Here is a 24,075-nt window from a genome sequence, read left to right on the forward strand (position 1 = left end):
GAGTGTTGCACCTCAATATATATAATATTTAACCAGACTGGCGAACAATGTGGTCTGCTAGCCTTATGGCTAAAGCTACGTTGGAAAGGACAGGTCCAGCTGCAGTTAGGGTAGGAAGAACACTATTATCGGCTACATATAGACCTTGTACTCCATGTACTTGACCATGACGGTTAGTTGTTGATGTATTTGGATCATCTCCCATTCTACATGTGCAAGATTCATGCATATCAGATCCAGGAGGTCGAAGCACCAAAGTAGACTCATCTAGAGTCACCCCCATAGCTGTTGCTGATTGTCTAATTCCTTCTTTCACTTGCTCTGCTACTTGAAGATCTTTGTTGCTTAAAGAATATTGAACTTGTTGTAATGGCACGCCGAATTCGTCCTTTGCATTCGGATCAAGGACCACTCTATTCTCAGCACGAGATTGAACCCTACCAAAGGAAGCGTATGCAATTACGAGCTGATCTTTAAGGACCTTATCTTCAAACTGCTGATAGGAGAAGTATTGATCAGGACCAAGAATTTGAATTTGATAAGGAGACTCATTTGTCTCAAATTTCAATACTGAAAGATTGCCAAGTTTATCAGAAAACTGTCTTCGACTTATTGTACCAACAGCAATGATGGATACATGCCCTGTTAAATACCGTCCGATAGCAGGTCCCTGAATTCCAGAGTTAAGCAAAATACGCGGAGTCTCTAGAGTACTTGCGGATAATACAATATTTTTTGCCCGAATAATGTGTGCTTTTTTATTTGGGGAGAATACTTGAACACCAACCGCTTTTCCATTTTCGACAATTACTTGAGAAGCAAAGGCGTTTATAGCGAGATCATATGGATGATCGAACAGGGCGGCAGCCAGAGCATTAATCGAACTAAACCAAGGATTTGAATGGACTTCTCCTTGTCGGGAAGGGGTCATATCAAAAGCAACCGGCATATCATTTGCTTCAAATATGCCGCCTGCATGGAGCCTTTTTAGAAGAACATTTTGCATCGATGAACCTTTCGCATAGTCGGTTGTAACATGCAATAATTTCTCGGCCATGCCATAATATACATTTAATTCTCGAGGATGAATCGGCCATTTAGTGAGCTCTTCTCGAATTGGTCTTGGAGTAGCCGCATTCCAAAACAATGACCTTCCCCCTAAAGCATATACCATTCTGGCTCCTGAAAATTGTGGTAACCGTTCTCCGATAACAGTTGAATTGTCCGGAAGCAGTTGATCTCTTGCGGTATTAACATTCTGAGTTGGAATGTTAAGGGAATGCGAATGAAATAACTTATCTCCCATCTCAAGAATTCCAATTTTTTTTGCACCTTGACCTTTCCAAAGTTCACAGAGCCTTTGCAAGGTTGCTCCTCCACCAGGACCACTTCCCACAATGAGGACATCGTAATTTGTCTCAGACATTTCTTCAAGTGATTTAGTAGGAATCCAATTATTCTTATATTTCACTACCAAATTCGACACTTCCCTCCAAAAAAATACTTTACCTAACAAAGGTATGTTCAGTAGCTTGTACCTTATGACCAAAGGAACTGACATACTTTGACAGTGATTTAAATTGAATGAATTTTTTAAAGATGTGCCTGAAGGGAAGGGGATTAACGCTATTTTTAATAGAAAGTATTCAACTCCCATGAAAATTAAAATCTTCGATTTAGAGAAAAAGACAATACCAAATCAGACTCAGCTAAGGAAAAAAGGTCTTAATGTTAAATTCTTTTGTTTTGGAAAGAAATACAAAAATGAGCATCTTTAAAAAAATGTAGTTTTTTGTTTTTGATTTAATTTTTAACAAATCGAATATCAATGGTTTCATAGGAAAAACTGATAAAGATAAAAACGAAAGGAGTGTTCGCGATGAAGAACCGAAAGGCACCACATGAGCAGTTCACAATGAAAAATAATGGATTGACTTCAATGCAAGAAGTTTTATATCAAAAAGAATTCACTCGTGCTGACAAAGAGACAGATAAGAAAAATCAAATTAAAAAGTAAAAATAACAATGAACCCCGACTTAGGTGACATACTCGGGGTTCATTTTATTAGCTTCAAACTCATCTGCCCTTCGGATAAAATTGCTAAAGGGGAGGATAGTGAAAGATCGGAGCACTAATAAGCAATTCTAAATAAAAATATAACTAGTAAAAATAACATTGGTGACTGAAATCATGCAAAAAATTTAAAAACTAAGCATTCTTATTTTATAAACAATGACATCAATATATGCTTTTTTTCATACTATATTGATGGGGTGAAAAAATGCCGAGAGTAAATTACAAGAGTTCTGATGTTGACTTAGTTGCAAGGATGATGAGAGCAGAAGCTGAAGGTGAAGGTAAACAAGGAATGTTGTACGTTGGAAATGTAATTGTTAATCGTGTTAAAGCAGATTGTTCAGACTTTAAAGATGTAAGAACAGTTGAAGATGCCATTTATCAAGTCCAAGGAGGAAATTATTCTTTTGAAGCTGTTCAAAAAGGTAATTTATTTTATCAAAGAGCGAGATCTGCTGAAAAAAGATTAGCAAAACAGGCTTTGGATTATTGGAGAGATCATCCAGGGAAATATGCACTTTGGTATTTTAATCCATATGCTCCATGTCCTCCAACATGGTATGATCAACCTTTAGCTGGGCAATATAAAAATCATTGTTATTATGAACCAGCACCTGGAACATGTGAAAGTGTTTATATTGGTGGATAGGTTCTAGGAGCTATTATTAATTCTGGAGTGTTGTTTAAAATTTTACTTTTTGGAGCTTGTAACCCTAATGTTTTTTATAGGGTCATAAATCCTGTTTTTCGAAAACTGGATGGGAATATAAACATGGCTTAAGATTCTTTTTAACTGAATACAATTTATTCAATAGAAAGGAAATACCCCTCTACTTATGGAATTAGTTATTACTAATCTAGATGTAGAGGGGGTTATTCGTTTTCTAACAACTATAAAGTGATAAAAAGTTTATCGGGAAAGCCTCTGATCATAGAAAAGTTATTTGAAGGGGAGATATAAAAGATGACAAATTATACACCCAAGAAAAAATATTATATTCCAACCAATATCGAGGGACACACTTTCAAAGGATTTTCTGCAGGGATAACACGTAATTTTGAAATGTTAGATGAAATAGAAGGTGGAACGTCTAAGACTTTAATGGCTTTCACAACTGGACAGACTAGAATACAGGAATTTATACAGTCAGCTTTTAATCATTCAAATGATTGATTTTGCTACCAGGACGTTACTGGCGGGAGAAGAATACAAGGCTTGATACTTTTCCAATCAATGACCAGCCTTGTATGCTCCTGAGAGGGAAGAAGCTAATTCATTTAATATGTTATGGGGTTGTTTTATTCACCAAAACTCATGCTTAGGGAATCTTAGAACTTCGGTATCAAATTTGAGGGAATGGCGAGTTCCCAGAAATTGATTCCTTAACTGGTTATGGGGAAAAAGCGCGATACATTAAAACTCCGCCTCCTACGTTTCCAATAAATCCTCCGCCAAACTTCTTCAACTATTGGTGTTTAGTTGAAGAAACGGCTGCATTAGCATTAGAGGGTAGCTTTTTCTTATGGAATAATGAAGTTGAAAACCTCCAGGAACTTTTTGTTTAGAGATATATGTCAATGGGTAAACATTCGTTAGAACGATCTCAACACATTAAAAGGAGGAACTAACATGGCAGATTGGAAAAAGAAATTATTGGCTAGTGGACTGGTAGGCGGGTTAGTACTTGGTGGAGTGGCTGGTTGTGGGGACGGAGTTGACCAGGATAATGGCGTGAATGATGGTGAAGAGATGGATGATGTAGATGATGGAAATAAAAATGAAGAAGAAGGTAAGTAAATAGGGTCTCTATCATAATAAAGATGAAGACCAATTGAAGAGAAATATTTCCCTAAATAAAAACATTGATGTGTTACTTTTAACAACCTTTTTTACTAACAATATAGACAGCCTCTTGTATCAAATTATTGGAGGAAGAAAAGATTGCCCTTTGAATTGGGCAATCTTTTTTTGTGTATGTTGATTAATAACTTCTAAAATTCAATAATTTTTGTGAAATTGTAAGAATTAAGCATATAGTAATTGAAGGCTAAGCTGAAGAAAGAATTGCTTTAGCACTTATTGATAATTACCGATGGGATAGCTCAAAGTAAATGAAGAATTAAAAAAACAACCTGAATCCGTTAGGACTTAGGTTGTAAAAAAAGTGTATAAAACTCAAAAAAAATTATTTATTAAAATGGTATACATCCCAAACATCGGGTGTCTCAGACCCAATATACCATGCTGCTGCACCGCCTAGGTTATACTGCTTGACCAAGTTAACGCGAAGCTCCATAGATTGTTTATCCTCAATCCAAATCTGGTGCTTCTCTCCGTTTGCTGTATACTCTACATAATTTTGCTGAGTATTTCGATCCCAAACTTTCTTAAGTCCTTTTGATGAGATAATTTGCTCGACCTCATTCATTGTAAGGTCAATACTTCGTACTTTTGTAGTCGATAAATCCGTCACCCATTCCCTTGTATAAAAGGGCATCCCCAAGATGATCTTATGAGAGGGTACTTCGGACATTAATAACTCAACACCTTCTTTAACCCAAGGTATAGAAGCTACTGACCCCGCTATTGGGCTACCTCCCCAATGCTCGTCATAGCCCATCAAAACGATATAGTCAGCAGCTTTACCTAGCTCTTTACGGTCTAAACTTCCAGACCAAAAAGGATCACTGTTTTCTCGGGTGACGTCAACAGATACTTTAATTCCATTAGGCTGAAGTGCTTTTTTAAGTTCGGTTATGAAGAGAACATAATCTTGTTTGTTTTTAGGATGAATGTTTTCAAAATCCACATTGATTCCATCACTTTTTGTTTGGAATAAAGAGTCCTTCAGCGCCACTACTAATTTCTGACGATTTGCAGCGTTATTTAAAACTGTGTCAGTCAAGTCAGGATCGAATTTATTCCCAAATAGTGGCCAAACCTGCTTGCCCTTGCTATGTGCATCCTGTAGATATTTTGTATCGGCTGAAATGGAAACAAAATTGCCTGAATTGCTTAAAGTATACCAACGTGGTGACACTACATTTAAATTTGAATGGTTCAATTGTTGGGCATAGCTCTCGGAACTTCCACTATACTTCCAACCCATAACGATTCGTTCCTGTGTTTTTTGTTGTAAAAGTGATTTCTTAGTCCATCCTTTTTTACCGTCTAGTAACTGAACTTGTATGTAATAGTCAGGAATGTTTAACTTTTGCCCTACCAATATGCTTGAAGTCCGTAAATTGTTCAATTTGATCAAATCATTAGTAGTTACTCCATACTTAGTGGAAATTTTCCATAAAGTATCTCCTTTAATAACCGTATATACTTGGTAATTTTGAGGAATTATTAATTTCTGGCCAATTCGAATTTGGGTCGTAGTAAGCTTGTTCGTCTTCTGAAGCTGACTCAATGAAATCCCATATTGGTTTGAAATTTTCCATAATGTGTCCCCAACAACTACTGTATGAATGACAGTGGTAGATGAATCACCTGATACAGTGGATAGAACAGGAACTTCTTCCCCTCTATTTAATGTTGTAATAACGGTGGATCCTTGTTTAGGTTTACTTAATACTTTAACGTTATCTATTTGAATAGACCCAACTGAAAGTGAATTGCTCGCGGCCTCACCTTTTGTAGGTACAAAACTTAATCCTAAAATTAATATAAAAATACTATGAAGTATTTTTTTCACTTAATAACATTCTCCTCTAGTTTGAAAATAGTATTAGAACCTTCATAGATTACTATGTAATAAATTTAATAGATACAGGTACTTTGTGGTAAGGTAGCCAATGGTGTTTATTTGGCAGTTTTATAAAGAATGATTGCAGGAAAAGCATTGACGATATGAAAGATACAGCTTGTAGTGATAACCTAATGTTATCTAAAAAAATACTCTTTCTATAAAGAAAGAGTATCCTTAAATTCGATATTATTTAATAAAAGCGACAGCGCGAACTGGTGATGCTGTAGCGTTCTTAAGGTTCAGCGGAAGTGCCATGAAGGTGAAATGCTCGTTTAAAGGAAGCGAATGTAAATTGACTAAGTTCTCTACAATATAGATAGGTACGCTTAATATCTTAAGATGTACTTCACGCATCATATTGTCGTGAACGTCGATATTGGCTAAATCTAATCCAACACATTTTACTTGTTTTTCAATGAGCCAATCACCAGCACAAGGTGCAAATGCATGTTCTTCATAAAAGGATCCTTCTCCCCATGAAAGTTTACGAGTACGTGTGAGGACAATGTCGTTAGGTTGAACAGTAATACCTTGGCGTTTTTCCGCTTCCTCTAACATTTCGCGTGTTACAGCTTGAAAAGGATCTTTAAAGTCAGACACGTCTAATAGCACAGCTTCTCCATAGGCTTTAGAGAGATCCATATCAGAAGTAGATTCGCTATCACGAATAAAATGTAAAGGTGCATCGATATGTGTCCCACTATGATCAGACATTTTTAGCATACGTGACTCAAAGCCTTCACAAGGAGGCACGTAGCGATTACCAGAGTTTTCAAAAGTGGATTCCTCTGCAATAGCAATTGGGGGATGTGACGTATAAGAGCGAAGTCCATCGTAAATTTCTAAAGTTAAATCAATGAGTTTCAAGTAAATTCCTCCTTACATTTTAATGACAACCTTACCTGTAGCTTTATTTAAAGCATTTTCAAAACCCTGTAAACAATCTTTAAAGGGCACAGTTTGTGCAATTAGTTTTTGGAAGGGGTAGCGGGCATCTGCTGCGAGTAATAGTACTGCTTCATAATTTGCTTGTGTAATACCATAACTTCCTTTAATAGAAATCTCGCCACGAACGATTTGATCCATTGGAACAGAAAAACTAGTTGGATTAATGCCAACTAATATGAGTTCACCACCTCTTTTTAAAAGGCGAAGTGCTGCATTTGGAATAGATGGATGTCCCGAACAGTCAATGATAGCATCAAAACCTTTAAACTGTTCATGTGGAATATCCACTGCGTTTTGATAAGTCTTTGATACACCAATTTCTTTTGCGAGTTGAAGGCGATTTTCGTCAACCGCAGTACCCAACATCATTACTCGCTCATTTCCAGCACCTACTAATATGGCCGCTACACCAAGTCCTATGGGGCCTGGACCAACTATTAAAATCGACTTCTTCTCAAAGTTTTCTATTTTCACCACTGCAGTAAAGCTAACAGCAAGTGCCTCTGAAATCGCTGCTACCTCATCAGTTACTGTATCCTGGATAGGAATTAAATTCTTTTTGTCGACAACCATGTATTCTGCCATTCCACCTGCTTCACGAAACCCATAACGTAATGCCTCGGTTGGCGTTTTTATATATTTATAATCATCGAAATCACAGCGATTACTTTCCCCTGAAAGGCAGAATTCACAATTACCACAGCTTTTATATGGGTTAATGACCATACGTTGCTGGGGGACTTCACCTTCACCAACGGCAACCACTGAACCAGTTACTTCATGACCTAAGACAAGTGGATAGGACACCCAATCATAGCCTCCATGTCCATCATACATATGCAAATCACTACCACAGATGCCCACAGCGTTTACTTTTAATAAGCTTTGATGGGGTTGTAACGCAGGTATTTCGTATGTTTCAAATTTAATATCTTTTGGAGCAGGTGTATTTTTCACTAGAGCTTCATATTGCATTTATTTACCCACCTCTCTATCCTGAGCTGACACAGCCCTAATAATATTTAATAGAACATCCTCTTTATGGGCTAGATATTGTTTTTTGTCGATTGTAGACCAATCATAAAACCCTTCGTTTGTCTTCATTCCTAATTTTCTATTTGCTATTAAGTCTTCATGAACAGGTAGTGGTTCCGTACAATTCTCAAGCGTAGGATAAACATATTCGACTATAGCCATATGTGTATCGATGCCATTAATATCACGCTGTTCTAGAGGGCCGGTATTAGCTAAGCGAATCCCCAAACTCCATTTAGCAATGAAATCCAGTTCTTCTGATGACACAATGCCATTTTGGACAAGTGACATTGCTTCTCGTGAAAGTGCACTTTGAAGTCGGTTTGCCACAAATCCTTGAATTTCTTTTTTCAGTAGTACAGGCTTTTTATTAATGGATTGTAGAAAAGACATTGTTTTTTGGATGTGATGTGATTCTGTGAAAGCACTTGGCACAACTTCTACTAAAGGAGTAATATGTGCAGGTGAAAAGAAATGCGTGCCAATCACTCTGTTTTTATGTTTTACGTTTTCTGCAATAGAGCTAATTAGATAGCTAGATGTGTTCGTACAAAAGGTAGTAGAACTAGGGAAGTAATCGTCAATGCTTTCGAAAAGCTGTTGCTTGGCTTGTAAATTTTCCGAAATAGCCTCGATAATAAAATCTACTTCGTTACATTCCTCGATTGTTTCTAAAAATTGCACATCTTGAAATGTTTTATCTGCCATCAATTCTAGACGCCGTGATGCAAACTCTTCTAATAACGACACTTTTACTTTTGCTTTTAAGAAATATCTTGTCAGTGCGGCCCCCATAAAGCCACCGCCAATTATGCATACATGTTGCAAAAGGAAACACCTCAATCATTAAAAATGGCTTGAATACCTACTGCATAAATGCAGGTTGTTTTAATATCTTCTAATACTGCGTCAGTTGCACCTAATTGAATCGCATTCGTTTTATGAATATCAATTCCTTTTGGGTATTGATCGCAAAGGTTAATGGCATATAAAAGCAATTCCTTTAAATAACGTGAAACTACACCGTCACGAAGGGAAGTAGTACGTAAATTGCTATACTTCAATAATGTGTCGGGTGCATAATCTACTAAATACTGAATCCATTTTGGTAGTTGCTCAAACTCTGATTGATAATAGCTAACACAATCTTCTTGAGTCGAAAAAGCAGATACTTTCTGTGGTTCTATTGTGTACTCAGCTTTTCCTGTTATTTCAATAGCTTTAGAAATAGCTTCTATGCCTGATAACCAAGTTGGGATCCCACGAGAAATAATTGCGGCAGAAATAAGTTCAGCAATTTCGTTGACAGTATTACCAGCATCAATCGCCACTTCTGTGAAGTGAAGCATAGCTTGTTCTTCACGACGAGCTGCAAATAAACCAACTAATAATAATGACTTGTCTTTTTTAGATAGATGAGAATCCTTTAGTAAAGAGTGCATTATTAAACCTCCATATAGATGAAAGAGTCATTGTTATGAAAACAATGACCCTTTTTTGTTTTTATAATAAGTAAGACCAAGCAAGCGTAGCGACAATATAGACAATTCCTACATAGAACATAATCATTACTAGGAAGCCCATGATGTCTTTTAGTTTTAAACGAGAAAGTGCTAAAGCTGGTAAAATCCAGAATGGCTGAACTAAGTCATTCCAGGCATTACCGAGCATAACTGACATCGAAGTCTCTCCAAGTGAAGCGCCCAGTGCTTTTGCTGCATCAATCATGAAAGGACCTTGTACAGCCCAGTGACCGCCTGCAGATGGTGCAAAGAAATTAATGAAGAATGAACTGATCAATCCCCAGAAAGGTAATGAATGCTCAGTTGAGATATCAACGAATACTTTTGCAATTGTGTCTACAAGTCCAGATGCTGCCATGATTGCCATAATACCAGCATAGAATGGGAATTGAAGGATGATACCTGATACGGTTTTGATACCATCTGATAAATGCTCTGTATATTTTGCAGGAGTACCAAGTAAAATAATCCCTACGAATAAAATGATAAAGTTAAGAATATTTAAATCTAATGATTTTCCACTAGAGAAATGTATTACCACGTAAATAAGACCTAAAGCGCCTATCAAATAAGATAGTGTACGGCTATTATTTAGTTTGTTAGCAATTGTATTTTCTTCTAATACATTTATTTTTACTTTTTTAGTATCCGTATGTAAAGCAGGATCAATTTCAATAACATTTTTTGCGTCTTTTGGATGAAGCATAGCGTTAAATAACGGTAATGTGATCAATAAGAAAATAGTTGTAATAATCATTGGTAAACTAAAAATAGTTTCTGATAGAGCGATAAGACCCATACTTTCTTCTAAGAAATGGCCAGGTGTTGAAACTAAGATTGGGATAGAAGCAGAAAGACCTAATCCGTAAAATGTGAAACCAGAATAGGCGGCGGCAATAATTAATGGGTAGTGGACACCTTTTACTTTTACAGCTAATTTTTTTGCGATAATCCCACCGATTACTAGTCCGAAGCCCCAGTTTAAGTAACTACCAATTCCCCCTACTAGTGTAGCCACAATAATTGCCGTCTTAGGTGTATGTACCATACTTGCAATTTTATTTAAGAAGCGATCGGTAATAGGTGCTGTTGCTAATACATAACCCATGGCTAAAATTACAGCCATTTGTGTAGTGAAGGCTAAAAGGTTCCAAAAGCCGTCACCCCATGAAGTTGTTAAATTGAGGAATGAAATATCTTCAATTAAAAGCGCTAATATAAATGTTAAAATCGTTAAACCAATCGCAAACACGAATGGGTCCGGCAAATATTTCTTCATTATTGAAGTGAAGAAATTCGTTAATCTTTCCATTATAAAGTCCCCCTAAAATGTAGTTTGATGAGTGAATAAGTACTCCCATATAAATCCCTGATGTATTTGGGACAATAAATCTTTATTTACATAACAATGCCTAGTTTTCAGAATAACTATGCTAGAATATATCTAGTTAAATTAACGGAGGTCCTTATTTATGCAAAAATTAAATACTTTATTAGTGACTGCGTATGCTAAAGCTCCACAAGGTACATCTATGTATGAGGTTTATAAACACGCAGGAATTGTCCTTGAGATTGACCAAAAAACACATAAAATAGTAGATGCTGAATTCACGTTTATTACTGGTTTAGCACAAGACTTCTTTAAAAGAATGTTAGTTGATTTTGATTTTACATCTGATATAAATGTTTTAATTGAGCGTATTGAAGAGCATTATATGGCTCCTTCTAGTGGTTCTGTTATTGTTGCTTTAAAATCTGCACAGAAAAGATATTTAGAAAAGATAGCTAAATAGATCAGTTAAAGTCGTTATCTCATATTAAAGCGGTTACATTTTATCTTTAAGTGAGAATTCTTTTAGATTGAATACAAAAGGAAATTTGCTAATTGTTCTTGTTCATCATTTTGTTTCAACTCATGATTTATTTTTCCTGAGTATATTGAAAATAAATAGGTAGTATTTTATTGGTTTGGAGAAGCGTCCGCTCGACTCCTGCGGGAAAAGCGAGACAGTCGAGACCCTGCAGGAGCGTAGTAGAGGAAGGAAGGCTAAGGGCGCCTCGTCCTGAGGCAACGCCTTCATGACCCACATCCTGTTGGCCCAAGCGGCTCGGCGCTCGCCCGCGGAAAGCGAGCGGTAAGCTTCGGAAAACCTGATCTATCCTATATAAAAATAACTTTGGGTTTGCCTACAGTCTAATAGAATTCTCTTTTTATTTTGCCTGGCAATTTTCAACAATTGTTGTGATACCAAGTCCACCAGCGATACAAAGAGTAACTAATCCGTAACGCTTGCCAGTACGCTCTAATTCATGAATAAGCTTGGTCATTAAAATAGCACCAGTTGCTCCAATTGGGTGTCCCATTGCAATAGCCCCACCGTTAGGATTTACTTTGCTTTGATCTAAACCTAGCTCTTCGATAACTGCCAATGATTGAGAAGCGAAGGCTTCATTTAGTTCAATAACATCGATGTCCTCAATGGAAAGCCCGGCTTGTTTTATTGCTTTTCGCGTAGCTGGAACAGGCCCAATCCCCATTATAGAGGGGTCTACACCTGCAGCGGCTTGAGCTATAATTTTTACCTTTGGCTGAAGCCCTAGCTCTTCGGCCTTTTCTTTTGACATTACTAGAAGAGCTGCAGCTCCGTCATTACGACCACTTGAGTTAGCTGCGGTAACGGATCCACCTTCACGAAAAACTGGTTTTAAAGTAGTTAGTTTTTCAAGAGGGGTTAACCGTGGATGCTCATCCACCTGAAAGATCTCCGTCGATTTACGTGTTTTAATTTCGTAAGGGACAATTTGTTTTTCAAAGTAGCCGTTTTTAATAGCATTTTCTGTACGAACTTGGCTTTGATAAGCAAACGCATCCTGTGCTTCACGTGAAATTACGTATTTTTCAGCTAAGTTTTCAGCAGTTTCTCCCATTGTTTTTAACCCATAGGATTCTGGTTGGGAGCCAGGTTGACTTTCCGTATTAGGATCTAATAAAAGGCTATTTCCTACATTTAGTCCATATCGAGCATTACGAATATAGTAGGGTGCTGTACTCATAGATTCTGTACCGCCTGCAATAATAACGTCACTTAACCCAAGGGCAATTTGTTGTGCTGCATTGTTAATAGATTGTAAGCCGGAACCACATTGACGATGGACAGTGTATCCTGGTACTTCAAGCGGGATATCTGCACGTAATGAAGCAAGGCGAGCTACATTGGACTGATCAGCACTTTGCTTTGCTTGACCTAAAATCACCTCATCCACTTCATTAGGATCAATTTGTGTGCGAGCCAATAATTCTTTTATAACAGCGGCACCTAAGTAATCAGCAGTCTGATTCATTAGTGAACCGCCAAGCTTTCCAATTGCAGTACGAACGCTTTCAACAATCACTACTTCTTTCATATTGCTTCCTCCTTATCCAACGCATTGATGAAACTCGCTTCTGTGTTTGCTTCAACTGTTTCTAAATCTACCCCTGGCATTAATTCAACTAAATGTAATTGACCGTCGACGTATTTAAAAACCGCTAAATCAGTAATAATGATATCTACACTACGTGTAGAGGTAATGGGGTAATTACATTCCTTTAAAATTTTACTTTTTCCATCTTTTGATGTATGAGTCATGGTTACAATGACCTTGCGGGCACCAACTAGTAAATCCATTGCTCCGCCGACACCGATAATGTTTTTTCCTGGAACTGCCCAGTTGGCAATACGTGCATGTTCATCTACTTGAAGAACCCCTAGTATTGCTACGTCCACATGACCGCCGCGAATCATAGCAAAAGAGGCAGCGCTATCAAAGTAAGAGGCACCAACAGCTTCTCCAACTGCAAACTTCCCTGCGTTGACGATATTTGGGTCAATATCTTCTTCGTTTACATCTTCAACGCCGAGCATTCCATTTTCAGTGTGGAAGAAAACATGGTTGTGTTCTACATAGTTGGCCACAAGTGTTGGGATACCAATACCTAAGTTAATAATTTGACCATGCTCTAATTCTTTAGCAGCACGTCGAGCGATAGCTTCCTGAATTGGATTAGCCATGTTCGATAACACCTTCCTTTGTCAAAATCTTCTTCGCTAAAATGACGCGATCAACGAATAGGTGAGGTGTAACGATTTCATCACTTTTTAACTCGCCAACTTCAACAATTTCATCCACTTCGACAATAACCGTTTTAGCAGCTGTTGCCATTAGAGGGTTGAAGTTTCGCGCTGTTTTGTAATACACAAGATTGCCTAATGTATCTGCTTGATGAGCACGAATAATTGCTACATCTGCCTTTAACGCCTCTTCTAGCACATATTCTCCGTCGGCAAATGTTTTTGTTTCTTTACCTTTTGATAAATTTGTTCCATAAGAGGTTTTTGTATAATAGCCCGCAATCCCTGCGCCGCCCGCTCGAATAGATTCTGCTAATGTGCCCTGTGGCAATAATTCAATCTCAATTTCACCACGTTGGAAGGCATCGCCTACATCTCGATTTCCGGTGAAATAAGAGCCTATCGCTTTTTTTACTTTCTTTTGTTCTAGTAATTTTCCTAAGCCTTTACCTTGCTCACCGAGGTTATTACTAATAATGGTTAAGTCCTTTACTTCAAGTTCTACTAAAGTATCTATTAGTGTCAGAGGGCCACCTACAAGACCAAAGCCGCCAACCATGATCGTTTGACCAGTTTGGACACAATCTAGTGCCTCTTCCGCTGAGTTATAAATTTTCATTCTTTTTCACTCCGTTATTTTTGAATAAGTGCGTCACTGATTTCAAACCAGGAAGGGATACCGGCTGTCAAAAGACAAATGTATCCAAGTTCAGCTAAGCGAGGTTCATCTACGCCTTTTTCACGTGCTTTTTTTGCCCAATAATCTGTTTCTGTATTCTTTAAAACAGTAGTGTAGATTCCTGTCATTAAAATGTATTTCATTTGTTCATCGACTATATTTGATTCAAGTAATTTAGCAGATAAAGCGTTTTCATCACCCGTTATAAAAAGGGAGACGAGTTGTTCATAGTATTTTTTGCTTTCGTTAGTGGAAGCGAAACTTGCGTAATAACGTACAATATCTGTAGCTGTTGCATCGTGAGAAATTTTTTCAGCCTGGGTGCCAGTCAGTTCAAGTGCATATTCAAAAGATTGAAGTCCAATTTGTAATGCTTTTTCTCCACCGTAGTAATAGGCAACAAGTAAATACTCAGCTAATTCTCCAAGAGTAGCACCGCCATCGATAGCACCTTTTGTATGATAAACCATGCTTCGTGCATAATGTCTAGCGGAATTCATTCCTACTAGTAAAATATCTTTTTCTTTTACAGAAAGTACTCCCTCAGCCATAGCCGCGCCACGTAATGCAGTGTAATGGTCTAACATTGCCGGATTGTAATCATGCATTTTTTGTACCCAACCTGGTACGACATCATAAACTTTTTTAAAGTAATCTAATCCAGTTGCCATCTATTTTCACTCCTTTTAAAAAATAAAAAAGGCCACACTACTCTCATGAACACGTATCAAAAGTGTCATTGAAAGTAATGAGGCCAACAGTCAAGTGGGGAATAACAAAGAAAGGTTATTTCCTTGTAGCCACCTGATAGGCTGTATATTAAGGTTAATTAAATATTCACATAAAATTCGACAAATTTCAATCTTTTTTTTTATAATTTTTTTACAAAATCTTTTATTGTTGGATTAACGTCGCTTCGTTCCTCGAATACAAGTGTGTAATGATTGCTATCAGAAGTGATTTTGTGGATATTTTTTGCGTGTTGTTGTGTTTCAATATAGGATTCAGCTAAAAATAGCGCCGGCATTGAGCCAATACCACCTGTTGAATGTACCAGCAAAACTGGGCATTCTACATTAGCAAATACTTCAGCTGGTTTGTAATCGTAGAAGCTTTGGAAGTCTTGTCGAATTTTTGCCTCATCGGATTTATTCTCCCAGTGTCCATCTACTTCAGCTATCTCATAGCGGCCAACACTTTCCATATGCTCATCCCAAACTACTCCAAGATTGCTATAGATTTTTTTGATTTCCTCCAAATAGGCTTCTGCGGTTTCATAATTTTTACTAATACGACCCAGAGAAGGCTCAACTATTTGTCGTTGATGATCCGTACATGTAGCAGCCCCATCAAGTAAAATGACACCTTTCACATCATCTCGTTTACTAGCGACATTTGCCATAATGAACCCACCCATTGAGTAGCCCATTAATATTGGATTTTGGATATTTAATGCATCGATTAAACTAATGATATCTTGTGTATGTTGCTCGATACCTGTATTTTCTGTCGCAGCGGAACTATTACCACGGCCTCTTAAATCGACAGAAATAAATCGGTAATCTCCTTTAAGTAATTCAGCGTAGTAATGTAGTTGTTTATTATTTCCTGTTAAGCCATGCACTCCAATGATGACACCTTGTGTTCCTTCATATTCAGCATAAGCTAGCGTACCGCCGTTGACTTCGATTGAACGATATTCCATATGTATCCTCCTTATGTTAAAAGTCTAAAATTATTTGTACACCTACTTTCTGGAAATGTCAAAATATTTTTATAGATTTGACTAAAAAAATGCTCAGTTGAATGTCAAAATTCACATTAAAATTGTTATGAATGACAGACGTGTAATTATCTATGCCAGAGCATTTAAATTTGTTTCTAATGTTCTTATGGGTACAATAGAAATGAAACTTATCCTAGAAAGGACAAATTTTAAATGTCAAAAATACAAATACCTATATCAGTTTTGAATTTGGCTCCTATACGCAATGGGCAAGGGCCTAAAGAGGCCATTGATGCAATGGTGGATTTGGCGCAAGCAACTGAGAAAATGGGCTACACAAGATATTGGATTGCTGAGCATCATAATACGTCAACACTAGTAAGCTCAGCTACCTCTATTTTAATTAAACATACGTTAGAGAATACTGAACATATACGCGTTGGTTCTGGCGGAATCATGCTACCTAACCATTCTCCTTTAGTAGTTGCCGAACAATTTGGAACAATGGCGACACTATATCCTAATCGATTAGACTTAGGTTTGGGTCGAGCACCTGGTACAGATATGCTAACAGCAAATGCACTAAGAAGATCTCAAAAAGATTCTGTTTACACATTTCCAGAAGATGTTAAGTCATTGCTTAAATATTTTGAGCAGGAAGAACTCCAAGGTTATATAAAAGCTTATCCAGGTGTTGGCACGAATATTCCTATTTATATTCTTGGTTCATCGACAGATTCAGCTGTGTTAGCCGCTAAATTAGGCTTACCATATGTATTTGCTTCCCATTTTGCACCTAGACATATGGAGGAGGCAATTTCGATCTATCGAAATAGATTCCAACCTTCCAAATACTTAGAAGCCCCATATATGGTAGTTTGTCTTAATGTGATAGCAGCTGAAAGTGATGAAGAAGCAAAATTTGAATCTACAACGATGCAGCAATTTTTCTTGAACGTTGTACGTGGCTCACAAGTGCCGTTAAGCCCTCCAGTTGAAAACATGGATTCACTTTGGAGTCCATCTGAAAAAGAAATGGCTACCTCGATGTCCAGTATGATTTTATTGGGAGATAAACAATCCATTCGAGAGCAGTTAACCGATTTTCAAGAAAAGTATAATGTGGATGAAATCATGGCGGTATCTTATATTTATGATCCTGCCAAACAGAAACGTTCTTATGAAATTTTAAAAGAGGTCGTTGATGGCGATTAATAATACTTCACCGTCTTTAAAAAATAACGAAAAAGTCTTTTAAATATAAGTTAGATTATTCAACAATCGCGCCCGTTTCTGGAATAAACTATACAAAAATAACCCGTTCGAAAAATGCACTTTTTCGAACGGGTTATTTAATTATTTCATACGCTAATGAAGTCACTTCACTTTTTTGGATCATTTATCAAAAGGATTATTAAACCTTTGCTTATTTTTAAAGGAATACTGTATCGGATAACCTGTTTAAAGAATTGTTAAATCCTTGTTAAGCCCTAAAATGGAAATAAGCGCTAATCCTTTTTACAGGAAAGTGCCCGTTTCTTGAAATACAAGAGTTCATCGAGTATTGTAGGTAAAATATAGAAATAGAGTATTACTATTCTATTAATTCCATTAGTAGATTTGTAAAAAAACGTAAGGAAAAAGGTAACTTTTCGTTAACACAATCTTTATTAAGCTATACATATATCTACATATTAGTTTAACATCCCTTTTCTAAAATAAATTTGTAAGATATTTTAGATGGGAGATGGAGAAAATGAGCAAAAAATTATTAATAGGTACAGGAGTGGCATTATCGTTATTATTCAGCCCATTCAGTCAGTCGTTTGCAGTAGAACAAACAGTAGGTGAAAGAAAACAAGTGGAGAATGTAGCACACCGTGGTGCAACAGGTTATGCACCTGAAAATACGATCGCTGCTTTTGATCTAGCAGTTGATATGAAAGCCGATTATATTGAAATCGATGTTCAAAGAAGTAAAGATGGTGAATTAGTATTGATCCATGATACAACAGTGGATCGTACAACAGATGGAACGGGAAAAGTAGGGGAATTAACATTTGAACAGCTTAGAAGTCTTGATGCAGGTAGTTGGAAAGGGGAACAATTTGCAGGAGAATCAATCTCAACATTTGAAGAGATTCTTGATCGTTACCATGGGAAAATTGGAATTTTAATAGAATTAAAGTCTCCAGAGCTTTACCCTGGTATTGAAGAACAAGTAGCAGAAGCATTAAAAGAACGAAATCTGGATAAACCACAAAATGAAAAAATCATTATTCAATCTTTTAACTTTGAATCAATGAAAAAAATGGACCAGCTTCTTCCTCAAGTTCCAATCGGTGTATTAACTTCTAACCGTGAAGATATAACATCAGAAGCTTTACAGGAATTTTCAACATATGCGGATTGGTTTAACCCAAGTTATGGAATTGTGACTGAAGAATTAGTAAATCAAGTTCACTCTCTAGAAATGCAAATTGGTTCATGGACGGTACGCAGTCAAGAAGCAGCAGACTTCTTATTCGAAATGGGGGTTGACGCGATCATTTCTGATTATCCGGATTATGTAGATCCTAGAAACTAATATTCCTGTAAAATAGTTTATGAAAAGGGGTAGTTGCTACCCCTTTTTTGTTTGGATTCTTGTTGTTGGCTTTTAGATTAAGGTTAATAAAATGGAATTTCCTTCTTTAACTTCTATGAAAATTATAAAAGCTCAAAAATTGAAAATGAACATAACAAAATAAACCCAGTAAAAACATCTTTAAAAAACCTGATCTATCCTGTATAAAAATAAATTCGAGTTTGTCTACAGTCTTAGAGCGTGCTTTAAATATCAAAGCATGCTCTTTTATATTCTTTATAATCGGCTATTAAAAATTATATTCCGCTTCTTTTGCTTCTCGGATTTTAGTATAGGTTTCAGTTAACACAACAGTATCCTCTACTAAACGATCGATTCGGAAGAGTACATCATCACTTACGATTTCTTTCCGGTGAAAGTCTCTTTCTTCAATAAATACGTATGTTTGAACAATCTGAGCTTTCATATAAGATAAAATCGGTTTTAACTGCTGCTCGGCAATTAAATAATGTTTGGGTGACCCAGCTGTTACAAGCATACTCACGACTTTATCCCGAAATGCATTGACGGGTAGTAAATCAAAAATATTTTTTAAAGTTGCAGGGATAGAAGCCTGAAAAATAGGTGTTCCGATAATAATCGCGTCAGTCTCCATGATAGTTTTTGTTACATATCCCGTGTCGCCTTCATATTCCAAGTAATTTCTCCCATCACTAAATTCGACATTATATTCGGCTAAGTCTATTAATGTCAATTCTGCGTCTGGATATTTTTCGGTAATAGATTTAAATGTATAGTTCATAGCAGTGCGTGTTTTTGAGCCAATTCTTGAACCTGACAATCCTACAATTTTCATAATAGGAGCCTCCTAATTCTTTGCTGTGTATTTTTTAATTGCCGGTAATATTTCGTTACCGATCAATTCAATGTTCTTTACTAATTTCTCATATGGTATACCGCCAAAGTCCATTTGTGCAATATAACGCTGGTGACCAAATAGTTCATATTGATAAAGAATCTTTTCAATTATTTGCTGTGGGCTACCAATATTCATCACATCACGCGGATCAGCGCCTTGTGCAAATTGCTGTTTTGGATAACCATGTCCATTAATCAATTGCATCCCTTGATTCACGTGAGGGTAGGTTTCACTTTGAGCCTGTTGAGTAGATTCGGCAGCATAGAAAAATCCGGCAGTTGCAACTGGAAGAGTAGATGGATCAAAGCCGCTACGCTCGGCAGCCTCCCGGTATGCATCAATAGAATATTTAAAGCTTGTAGCAGGTCCACCTAATGTAGCAAGCATCATTGGAACACCAGCGTAACCAGCCTTAATAGCACTAGTTGGAGGTCCTCCAACTGCACGCCAAATTGGTAATGAGCCGTTTTTAGGACGTGGTATTACTTTTGCATTATTTAAGGAAGCGCGGAATTTCCCGTCCCAATTGACGACTTCCTCTTCATTTATTTTCAATAACAAATCAAACTTTTCTTCAAACAACTCTTCATAATCGCGAACGTTATAGCCCAACAAATCAAAAAGACCAACACGAGATGCACGACCAGCTATGATTTCAGCCCGCCCATTGGAAATTAAATCAATCGTTGAAAAATCCTCATATACACGAACTGGATCGGACGTACTAATAATGGTAGACGAGCTCGCGATTTTAATTTTACTAGTTGCCTGAGCTATTGCTGCTAACACAACAGAGTGTGCTTGAGTTGCAAAATACTCCTGATGGCTTTCTCCGACACTAAAAAAGTCTAAACCTGCTTGCTCCGCTAGCTTAGCCAAATCTATAATCTCATGTATACGTTGTTCAGCGGAAATACGTTCTCCTGTATGTGGATCTGGGATATGGTCACCGAGAGTATACAGGCCAAATTCAAGACCCTTACTTTGGTCAATTCTATATTTTTCCATTTATATCAACCTTTCTATTAATAAGTATGTGTAATCTATTTAGAACTTACCTTACTTGCGTCTGGTTTCACTATCTTGCTTTCAAATTTATTTGAATGATGATAGTATAATCTGAAACAATATTTAATGTAAGTACGTACTTAAAAGTGGTATAGTATACAAAAGGATACTAAGGGGCGAATATATAATGGAGATGCAGCCAGAACTATGTCGTGTAGAAGATGCTTTAGGTATATTAGTGGGAAAATGGAAACCAATTATATTATTAATTCTATTGCAGAATGGAACAAAACGATTTAGCGATTTAAAAAGAAGCATACCAGGAATTACTCAAAAAATGCTTACAAATCAGCTCCGCGAATTAGAGGAAGAGGACATTATTACTCGTAAAGTATACCCTCAAGTACCTCCCAAAGTGGAATATTCCATTACAGAATATGGAAAGAGCTTAGAGCCTATTTTAGTCGCAATGCATGAATGGGGAACAGCACATACACTCCATAAAATGAAAAAAAGCCAGCAAACATTGTTCAGAATCGAATAACAATGACAGCTATGTTCGGAGAAGTATGTTTCCATTAAATTCACTGAATATTACTTCCTTATGCTAGATAACTGAAAATAATTAACTGTACCCTATAGAATCGGCACTTAAAAAGTGTTATCTATAGGGTGCTTTTGTATAATGAAGAAAATAGGAATGAGGATAAAGAGGTGGTATAAGTATGTGTGGTCGTTATACATTATTCACTAATTACGAACAGCTTATTGATCGCTTTGATATTGCAATCTCAATGGAGGAAGAGTTCTATACTCCAAGTTTTAATATAGCACCTTCCCAACAGGTTGTTGCAATAATAAATGATGGAAAAAACAATCGAATGGGTCCTTTGAAGTGGGGACTTGTCCCGCCATTCGCAAAAGACGAAAAAATAGGTTATAAAATGATAAACGCTCGCTCGGAAACAGTAGATGAAAAGCCAAGTTTTCGTCAAGCATTTTTAAAGAGACGTTGTTTAATCCCTATGGACTCTTTCTATGAGTGGAAAACGAACTCTGATGGAAAAGTACCAATGCGAATTAAAATGAAATCAGATGAAGTTTTTACAGTGGCAGGATTATGGGAAATATGGAAAGCGCCGAATGGTAAAAAAACATATACTTGTACGCTTCTAACAACGGAAGCTAATACCCTAATGAAGGACATCCATCACCGTATGCCTGTTATATTGAAACGGGAGAATGAGAAGGAATGGTTGGATTCATCTCTTCAAGACAAAGAGGAACTAAAAAGCTTACTGGTAGCTTATGATGCATCTTTAATGGAAGCCTTTCCTGTTTCAAGTGAGGTAAATTCACCAAAAAATAATCACATAGGTTTATTAAATTCATTATAAAAAGGGGTCATTCAAATAAGAATGGTACTTTAAAAGTAGTGGATTTGTTAAAAAAGGGGACATCCTGATATAGGTTATCCCTTTTTTATATTATTATTTTGTCAGTTGTGTAATTTCTATATTGAAGGAATTCACATATTTTTATTGAATTAAGATAATGGTTGATTTATTAAATAATAAAAATGAATATAGAAAATATACTTATGAGGGGAAGATAACCGGGGGTATCGATTGGGCTAACACCTCTGTAGGAGATTTTAGATTCGACTTTGCACGAACATTATCTATTTTTCAACTAGAAGGGAAATCAAGCCGGTTATGTTCAAATGAATGTATAGAAAAATAGTTATTCAAAAAAATTAACTTCTCCTTTTCTTTCTCATCCAAAAGGGAGTAATTATAATAAGGAACAAGACCATAAATCCATATAAATAAGTCGTGGGAACATTTTTTACAATTCCAAAGACTATTGCTATTTCAATGACAACAGCCGGAATTTTACCAAGCGTACTAGCAACCATAAAAAACCATCCGCTAATGGAAGTCAATGAAGCTCCTGCGGTAACTAGCCCGGATGGAACAAAAGGAATGATTCTAAATAGAATAATTAAAGTAAATACCTTCATAGGAGAGCTGTTTTTTATTACGTTGAATATAGAATGATTAAACCAATCTTGCCGGACCTTGGAAAATCCCCAACGATACAAATGAAAACCAAAGAGTGCTCCTAGGATTTCTCCTGTAAATGTAAGAATGGATCCCCATATTAAACCAAGTGCATCAATGTTTATGGCAGTAACAAATAAACTTGGTACGAATCCAATTGCACCAATCCCCAAATTCAACAGGAGTAGTAAAAGAAATTTTAGGGGTGTACTCAATATCGGAATAAGTTGTGTAGATTCTTCCACTATTATAAACCACCTATCATTTGGCCATTCCGCTCAACTTTAAATAAAGTAATCTTTGCTGCATTATACATTGCTTTGTAAACAACATCAATCTAGCGAACACCAATAATAAATGGAATAATTTTACTTCCTATATAAACCACCTAATTGTATATTATAGGTACTAAATAATAAAGGAAGTGTAGATATTGTCTGACCGAATAACTATAAACGACAATATTAAAAAAAAATTAAATGCTGACTGTGGAAACTGTTTTGGTTTGTGTTGCGTAGCTTTACCTTATGCAAAATCTGCAGACTTTCCAAATGACAAAGACGGGGGTACTCCTTGTTCAAATCTGCAATCTGATTATCGCTGTGGAATTCATCAAAACCTTAGAAATGAAGGATATAAAGGCTGTACGGTATATGAATGTTTTGGTGCAGGACAAAAAGTGTCCCAATTCACATATAAAGGAAAGGATTGGCGAGACAACCCTTCCCTAGCAAAGGAAATGTTTGATGTATTTCCTATCATGCAGCAGCTTCATGAAATGCTTTCTTATTTAAGCGAAGCGCTTCATCGAGATGAGTCAAAGCCTATATATAGAGATATACAAGCAGTTCTGGAAAAAACGGAGGAACATACTCACTTGCCTCCTCAGTCGATTTTGACTCTCGATGTTCACGCACACAGAGCGGTTGTAAACGAAATTCTTCTTCGTATGAGTGAACTCGTTCGATCTAAAGCTCCAGTAAAGAAGCAGAAAAAGATTGGTCGGGGAATAGAACTGTTAGGTGCAAACTTAAGAGGAGCAGATCTAAGAGGATCAAACCTTAGAGGAGCGTTTCTAATTGCAGCTAACCTACAGAATGCGGATCTAAGGCTTTCTGATTTTATCGGAGCAGACTTGAGAGACGCAGACTTAAGCGGAGCGGATCTAACTGGGAGCATTTTTCTTACACAAGCACAAATAAACGCTGCAAAAGGAGATCAGAATACTAAATTGCCATCCTCGTTAAAGACTCCTTTTCATTGGACTAATTAAACAAATAATATAGTCGTTACTTTGAGAAGAATTTCTGAAAATAGTAAGCATCATCTAATAGATTAGGTGGATTGCTCCCGAAATTGCATCTTCGGGAGCTAACAATAGAAATAGGACTGCATCAATTTTTTTATTATCCAAAAAGCTTTTAACCTGTCTTCAATAGTTACAGAAAGGCGACGGACAGACTACAGCCACAAGATTACCGAAAAGAAGGGGTGGTCGTGATGGAAGTCACGACCACCCCTTCAAGAAATTCTACGTTAATGATGTGGCAATAAGGATGTCCAAAGCACTCTGTAACGATCGGAAACAGGTTCAACGGGAGTGATTAGCTCTTTTCTAAATACTGAAAAGACTCATTGATTGT

Annotated in this window: 25 protein-coding genes; 10 read left to right on the top strand and 15 right to left on the bottom strand. The window is 36.8% G+C overall.

All coding sequences use genetic code 11. From position 1 onward, the window contains the following. Positions 1-28: 28 nt before the first annotated feature. Positions 29-1,471, bottom strand: coding sequence for a GMC family oxidoreductase (locus tag WAX74_RS13360; protein WP_336498166.1), 1,443 nt, complete (start codon positions 1,469-1,471; stop codon positions 29-31). 408 nt (positions 1,472-1,879) lie between these two features. On the opposite strand from WAX74_RS13360, the gene WAX74_RS13365 reads away from it, so the two are divergent. The 4 genes from WAX74_RS13365 to WAX74_RS13380 all read left to right on the top strand — a co-directional run bounded on the left by WAX74_RS13365 (position 1,880) and on the right by WAX74_RS13380 (position 3,875). Beyond that, positions 1,880-2,017, top strand: coding sequence for a YfhE family protein (locus tag WAX74_RS13365; RefSeq protein WP_336498167.1), 138 nt, complete (start codon positions 1,880-1,882; stop codon positions 2,015-2,017). Between the two features lie 265 nt (positions 2,018-2,282). Beyond that, complete coding sequence (locus WAX74_RS13370; protein ID WP_336498168.1) at positions 2,283-2,726, top strand: cell wall hydrolase; 444 nt, start codon at positions 2,283-2,285, stop codon at positions 2,724-2,726. Between the two features lie 315 nt (positions 2,727-3,041). Further along, positions 3,042-3,251 (top strand): hypothetical protein, encoded by a 210-nt coding sequence (locus WAX74_RS13375; protein ID WP_336498169.1) that lies wholly within the window; start codon positions 3,042-3,044, stop codon positions 3,249-3,251. Between the two features lie 456 nt (positions 3,252-3,707). Continuing rightward, the gene (locus tag WAX74_RS13380; protein WP_172794362.1) at positions 3,708-3,875 is read left to right on the top strand and encodes a hypothetical protein; all 168 of its coding nucleotides are present in this window, start codon (positions 3,708-3,710) and stop codon (positions 3,873-3,875) included. A gap of 388 nt (positions 3,876-4,263) precedes the next feature. Here the strand turns inward: WAX74_RS13380 and WAX74_RS13385 are convergent, their stop codons facing one another. From WAX74_RS13385 to WAX74_RS13410, 6 genes are all read right to left on the bottom strand, one after another. Beyond that, complete coding sequence (locus WAX74_RS13385) at positions 4,264-5,778, bottom strand: LysM peptidoglycan-binding domain-containing protein (RefSeq protein ID WP_336498170.1); 1,515 nt, start codon at positions 5,776-5,778, stop codon at positions 4,264-4,266. Between the two features lie 240 nt (positions 5,779-6,018). Continuing rightward, complete coding sequence (locus WAX74_RS13390; protein ID WP_336498171.1) at positions 6,019-6,699, bottom strand: cyclase family protein; 681 nt, start codon at positions 6,697-6,699, stop codon at positions 6,019-6,021. Between the two features lie 12 nt (positions 6,700-6,711). Next, positions 6,712-7,755, bottom strand: coding sequence for a zinc-dependent alcohol dehydrogenase (locus tag WAX74_RS13395; protein WP_336498172.1), 1,044 nt, complete (start codon positions 7,753-7,755; stop codon positions 6,712-6,714). Continuing rightward, complete coding sequence (locus WAX74_RS13400; RefSeq protein ID WP_336498173.1) at positions 7,756-8,643, bottom strand: 3-hydroxyacyl-CoA dehydrogenase NAD-binding domain-containing protein; 888 nt, start codon at positions 8,641-8,643, stop codon at positions 7,756-7,758. It abuts the gene before it with no gap. Positions 8,644-8,654: 11 nt separating this feature from the next. After that, the gene (locus WAX74_RS13405) at positions 8,655-9,257 is read right to left on the bottom strand and encodes a carboxymuconolactone decarboxylase family protein (RefSeq protein WP_336498174.1); all 603 of its coding nucleotides are present in this window, start codon (positions 9,255-9,257) and stop codon (positions 8,655-8,657) included. Between the two features lie 61 nt (positions 9,258-9,318). Beyond that, on the bottom strand, positions 9,319-10,650 hold the full coding sequence (locus tag WAX74_RS13410; protein ID WP_336498175.1) for a short-chain fatty acid transporter: 1,332 nt from the start codon (positions 10,648-10,650) through the stop codon (positions 9,319-9,321). A gap of 160 nt (positions 10,651-10,810) precedes the next feature. Here WAX74_RS13410 and WAX74_RS13415 point away from each other — a divergent pair, with 160 nt between their 5' ends. Next, entirely contained in the window at positions 10,811-11,131 is a 321-nt protein-coding gene (locus WAX74_RS13415; RefSeq protein ID WP_336498176.1) for a DUF3870 domain-containing protein, read from the top strand. 418 nt (positions 11,132-11,549) lie between these two features. Here the strand turns inward: WAX74_RS13415 and WAX74_RS13420 are convergent, their stop codons facing one another. The 5 genes from WAX74_RS13420 to WAX74_RS13440 form a co-directional block, all read right to left on the bottom strand. Continuing rightward, entirely contained in the window at positions 11,550-12,743 is a 1,194-nt protein-coding gene (locus tag WAX74_RS13420) for a thiolase family protein (RefSeq protein ID WP_336498177.1), read from the bottom strand. Then, positions 12,740-13,390 (bottom strand): 3-oxoacid CoA-transferase subunit B, encoded by a 651-nt coding sequence (locus WAX74_RS13425; RefSeq protein ID WP_336498178.1) that lies wholly within the window; start codon positions 13,388-13,390, stop codon positions 12,740-12,742. Before WAX74_RS13425 ends, WAX74_RS13420 begins: the two co-directional genes overlap by 4 nt. Next, positions 13,383-14,069: a CoA transferase subunit A gene (locus WAX74_RS13430; protein ID WP_336498179.1), complete on the bottom strand. Its 687-nt coding sequence runs from the start codon at positions 14,067-14,069 to the stop codon at positions 13,383-13,385. Before WAX74_RS13430 ends, WAX74_RS13425 begins: the two co-directional genes overlap by 8 nt. A 14-nt stretch (positions 14,070-14,083) precedes the next feature. Beyond that, positions 14,084-14,800: a carboxymuconolactone decarboxylase family protein gene (locus tag WAX74_RS13435; RefSeq protein WP_336498180.1), complete on the bottom strand. Its 717-nt coding sequence runs from the start codon at positions 14,798-14,800 to the stop codon at positions 14,084-14,086. A 200-nt stretch (positions 14,801-15,000) separates the two neighbouring features. Beyond that, positions 15,001-15,834, bottom strand: a complete 834-nt coding sequence (locus tag WAX74_RS13440; protein ID WP_336498181.1) for an alpha/beta fold hydrolase — start codon at positions 15,832-15,834, stop codon at positions 15,001-15,003. A gap of 234 nt (positions 15,835-16,068) precedes the next feature. Between WAX74_RS13440 and WAX74_RS13445 the strand changes: the two genes are divergently transcribed. Beyond that, entirely contained in the window at positions 16,069-17,070 is a 1,002-nt protein-coding gene (locus WAX74_RS13445; protein ID WP_336498182.1) for an LLM class flavin-dependent oxidoreductase, read from the top strand. Positions 17,071-17,611: 541 nt separating this feature from the next. After that, positions 17,612-18,442, top strand: coding sequence for a glycerophosphodiester phosphodiesterase (locus tag WAX74_RS13450; protein WP_336498183.1), 831 nt, complete (start codon positions 17,612-17,614; stop codon positions 18,440-18,442). Between the two features lie 289 nt (positions 18,443-18,731). On the opposite strand, the gene WAX74_RS13455 is transcribed toward WAX74_RS13450, so the two are convergent. Then, a complete protein-coding gene (locus WAX74_RS13455) occupies positions 18,732-19,298 on the bottom strand; it encodes an NADPH-dependent FMN reductase (protein ID WP_336498184.1) in 567 nt (188 codons plus the stop codon). A 12-nt stretch (positions 19,299-19,310) separates the two neighbouring features. Then, on the bottom strand, positions 19,311-20,369 hold the full coding sequence (locus tag WAX74_RS13460; RefSeq protein WP_336498185.1) for an LLM class flavin-dependent oxidoreductase: 1,059 nt from the start codon (positions 20,367-20,369) through the stop codon (positions 19,311-19,313). Between the two features lie 187 nt (positions 20,370-20,556). On the opposite strand from WAX74_RS13460, the gene WAX74_RS13465 reads away from it, so the two are divergent. Further along, the gene (locus WAX74_RS13465; RefSeq protein WP_336498186.1) at positions 20,557-20,913 is read left to right on the top strand and encodes a winged helix-turn-helix transcriptional regulator; all 357 of its coding nucleotides are present in this window, start codon (positions 20,557-20,559) and stop codon (positions 20,911-20,913) included. 181 nt (positions 20,914-21,094) lie between these two features. Further along, on the top strand, positions 21,095-21,766 hold the full coding sequence (locus tag WAX74_RS13470; RefSeq protein ID WP_336498187.1) for an SOS response-associated peptidase: 672 nt from the start codon (positions 21,095-21,097) through the stop codon (positions 21,764-21,766). Between the two features lie 359 nt (positions 21,767-22,125). On the opposite strand, the gene WAX74_RS13475 is transcribed toward WAX74_RS13470, so the two are convergent. Next, positions 22,126-22,677: a TVP38/TMEM64 family protein gene (locus tag WAX74_RS13475; RefSeq protein ID WP_336498188.1), complete on the bottom strand. Its 552-nt coding sequence runs from the start codon at positions 22,675-22,677 to the stop codon at positions 22,126-22,128. Between the two features lie 188 nt (positions 22,678-22,865). Here WAX74_RS13475 and WAX74_RS13480 point away from each other — a divergent pair, with 188 nt between their 5' ends. Further along, the gene (locus WAX74_RS13480; protein ID WP_336498189.1) at positions 22,866-23,705 is read left to right on the top strand and encodes a pentapeptide repeat-containing protein; all 840 of its coding nucleotides are present in this window, start codon (positions 22,866-22,868) and stop codon (positions 23,703-23,705) included. Positions 23,706-24,075 lie beyond the last annotated feature (370 nt).

The organism is Psychrobacillus mangrovi (assembly GCF_037104765.1).
Taxonomy (GTDB): domain Bacteria; phylum Bacillota; class Bacilli; order Bacillales_A; family Planococcaceae; genus Psychrobacillus; species Psychrobacillus mangrovi.

Excerpts from the sequence above, each read along its gene's own strand:
- WAX74_RS13365 (WP_336498167.1), top strand. The coding sequence starts at position 1,880 with ATGAAGAACCGAAAGGCACCACATGAGCAGTTCACAATGAAAAATAAT.
- WAX74_RS13370 (WP_336498168.1), top strand. The coding sequence starts at position 2,283 with ATGCCGAGAGTAAATTACAAGAGTTCTGATGTTGACTTAGTTGCAAGG.
- WAX74_RS13375 (WP_336498169.1), top strand. The coding sequence starts at position 3,042 with ATGACAAATTATACACCCAAGAAAAAATATTATATTCCAACCAATATC.
- WAX74_RS13380 (WP_172794362.1), top strand. The coding sequence starts at position 3,708 with ATGGCAGATTGGAAAAAGAAATTATTGGCTAGTGGACTGGTAGGCGGG.
- WAX74_RS13395 (WP_336498172.1), bottom strand. The coding sequence starts at position 7,755 with ATGCAATATGAAGCTCTAGTGAAAAATACACCTGCTCCAAAAGATATT.
- WAX74_RS13405 (WP_336498174.1), bottom strand. The coding sequence starts at position 9,257 with ATGCACTCTTTACTAAAGGATTCTCATCTATCTAAAAAAGACAAGTCA.
- WAX74_RS13410 (WP_336498175.1), bottom strand. The coding sequence starts at position 10,650 with ATGGAAAGATTAACGAATTTCTTCACTTCAATAATGAAGAAATATTTG.
- WAX74_RS13415 (WP_336498176.1), top strand. The coding sequence starts at position 10,811 with ATGCAAAAATTAAATACTTTATTAGTGACTGCGTATGCTAAAGCTCCA.
- WAX74_RS13420 (WP_336498177.1), bottom strand. The coding sequence starts at position 12,743 with ATGAAAGAAGTAGTGATTGTTGAAAGCGTTCGTACTGCAATTGGAAAG.
- WAX74_RS13425 (WP_336498178.1), bottom strand. The coding sequence starts at position 13,390 with ATGGCTAATCCAATTCAGGAAGCTATCGCTCGACGTGCTGCTAAAGAA.
- WAX74_RS13430 (WP_336498179.1), bottom strand. The coding sequence starts at position 14,069 with ATGAAAATTTATAACTCAGCGGAAGAGGCACTAGATTGTGTCCAAACT.
- WAX74_RS13435 (WP_336498180.1), bottom strand. The coding sequence starts at position 14,800 with ATGGCAACTGGATTAGATTACTTTAAAAAAGTTTATGATGTCGTACCA.
- WAX74_RS13440 (WP_336498181.1), bottom strand. The coding sequence starts at position 15,834 with ATGGAATATCGTTCAATCGAAGTCAACGGCGGTACGCTAGCTTATGCT.
- WAX74_RS13445 (WP_336498182.1), top strand. The coding sequence starts at position 16,069 with ATGTCAAAAATACAAATACCTATATCAGTTTTGAATTTGGCTCCTATA.
- WAX74_RS13450 (WP_336498183.1), top strand. The coding sequence starts at position 17,612 with ATGAGCAAAAAATTATTAATAGGTACAGGAGTGGCATTATCGTTATTA.
- WAX74_RS13455 (WP_336498184.1), bottom strand. The coding sequence starts at position 19,298 with ATGAAAATTGTAGGATTGTCAGGTTCAAGAATTGGCTCAAAAACACGC.
- WAX74_RS13460 (WP_336498185.1), bottom strand. The coding sequence starts at position 20,369 with ATGGAAAAATATAGAATTGACCAAAGTAAGGGTCTTGAATTTGGCCTG.
- WAX74_RS13465 (WP_336498186.1), top strand. The coding sequence starts at position 20,557 with ATGGAGATGCAGCCAGAACTATGTCGTGTAGAAGATGCTTTAGGTATA.
- WAX74_RS13470 (WP_336498187.1), top strand. The coding sequence starts at position 21,095 with ATGTGTGGTCGTTATACATTATTCACTAATTACGAACAGCTTATTGAT.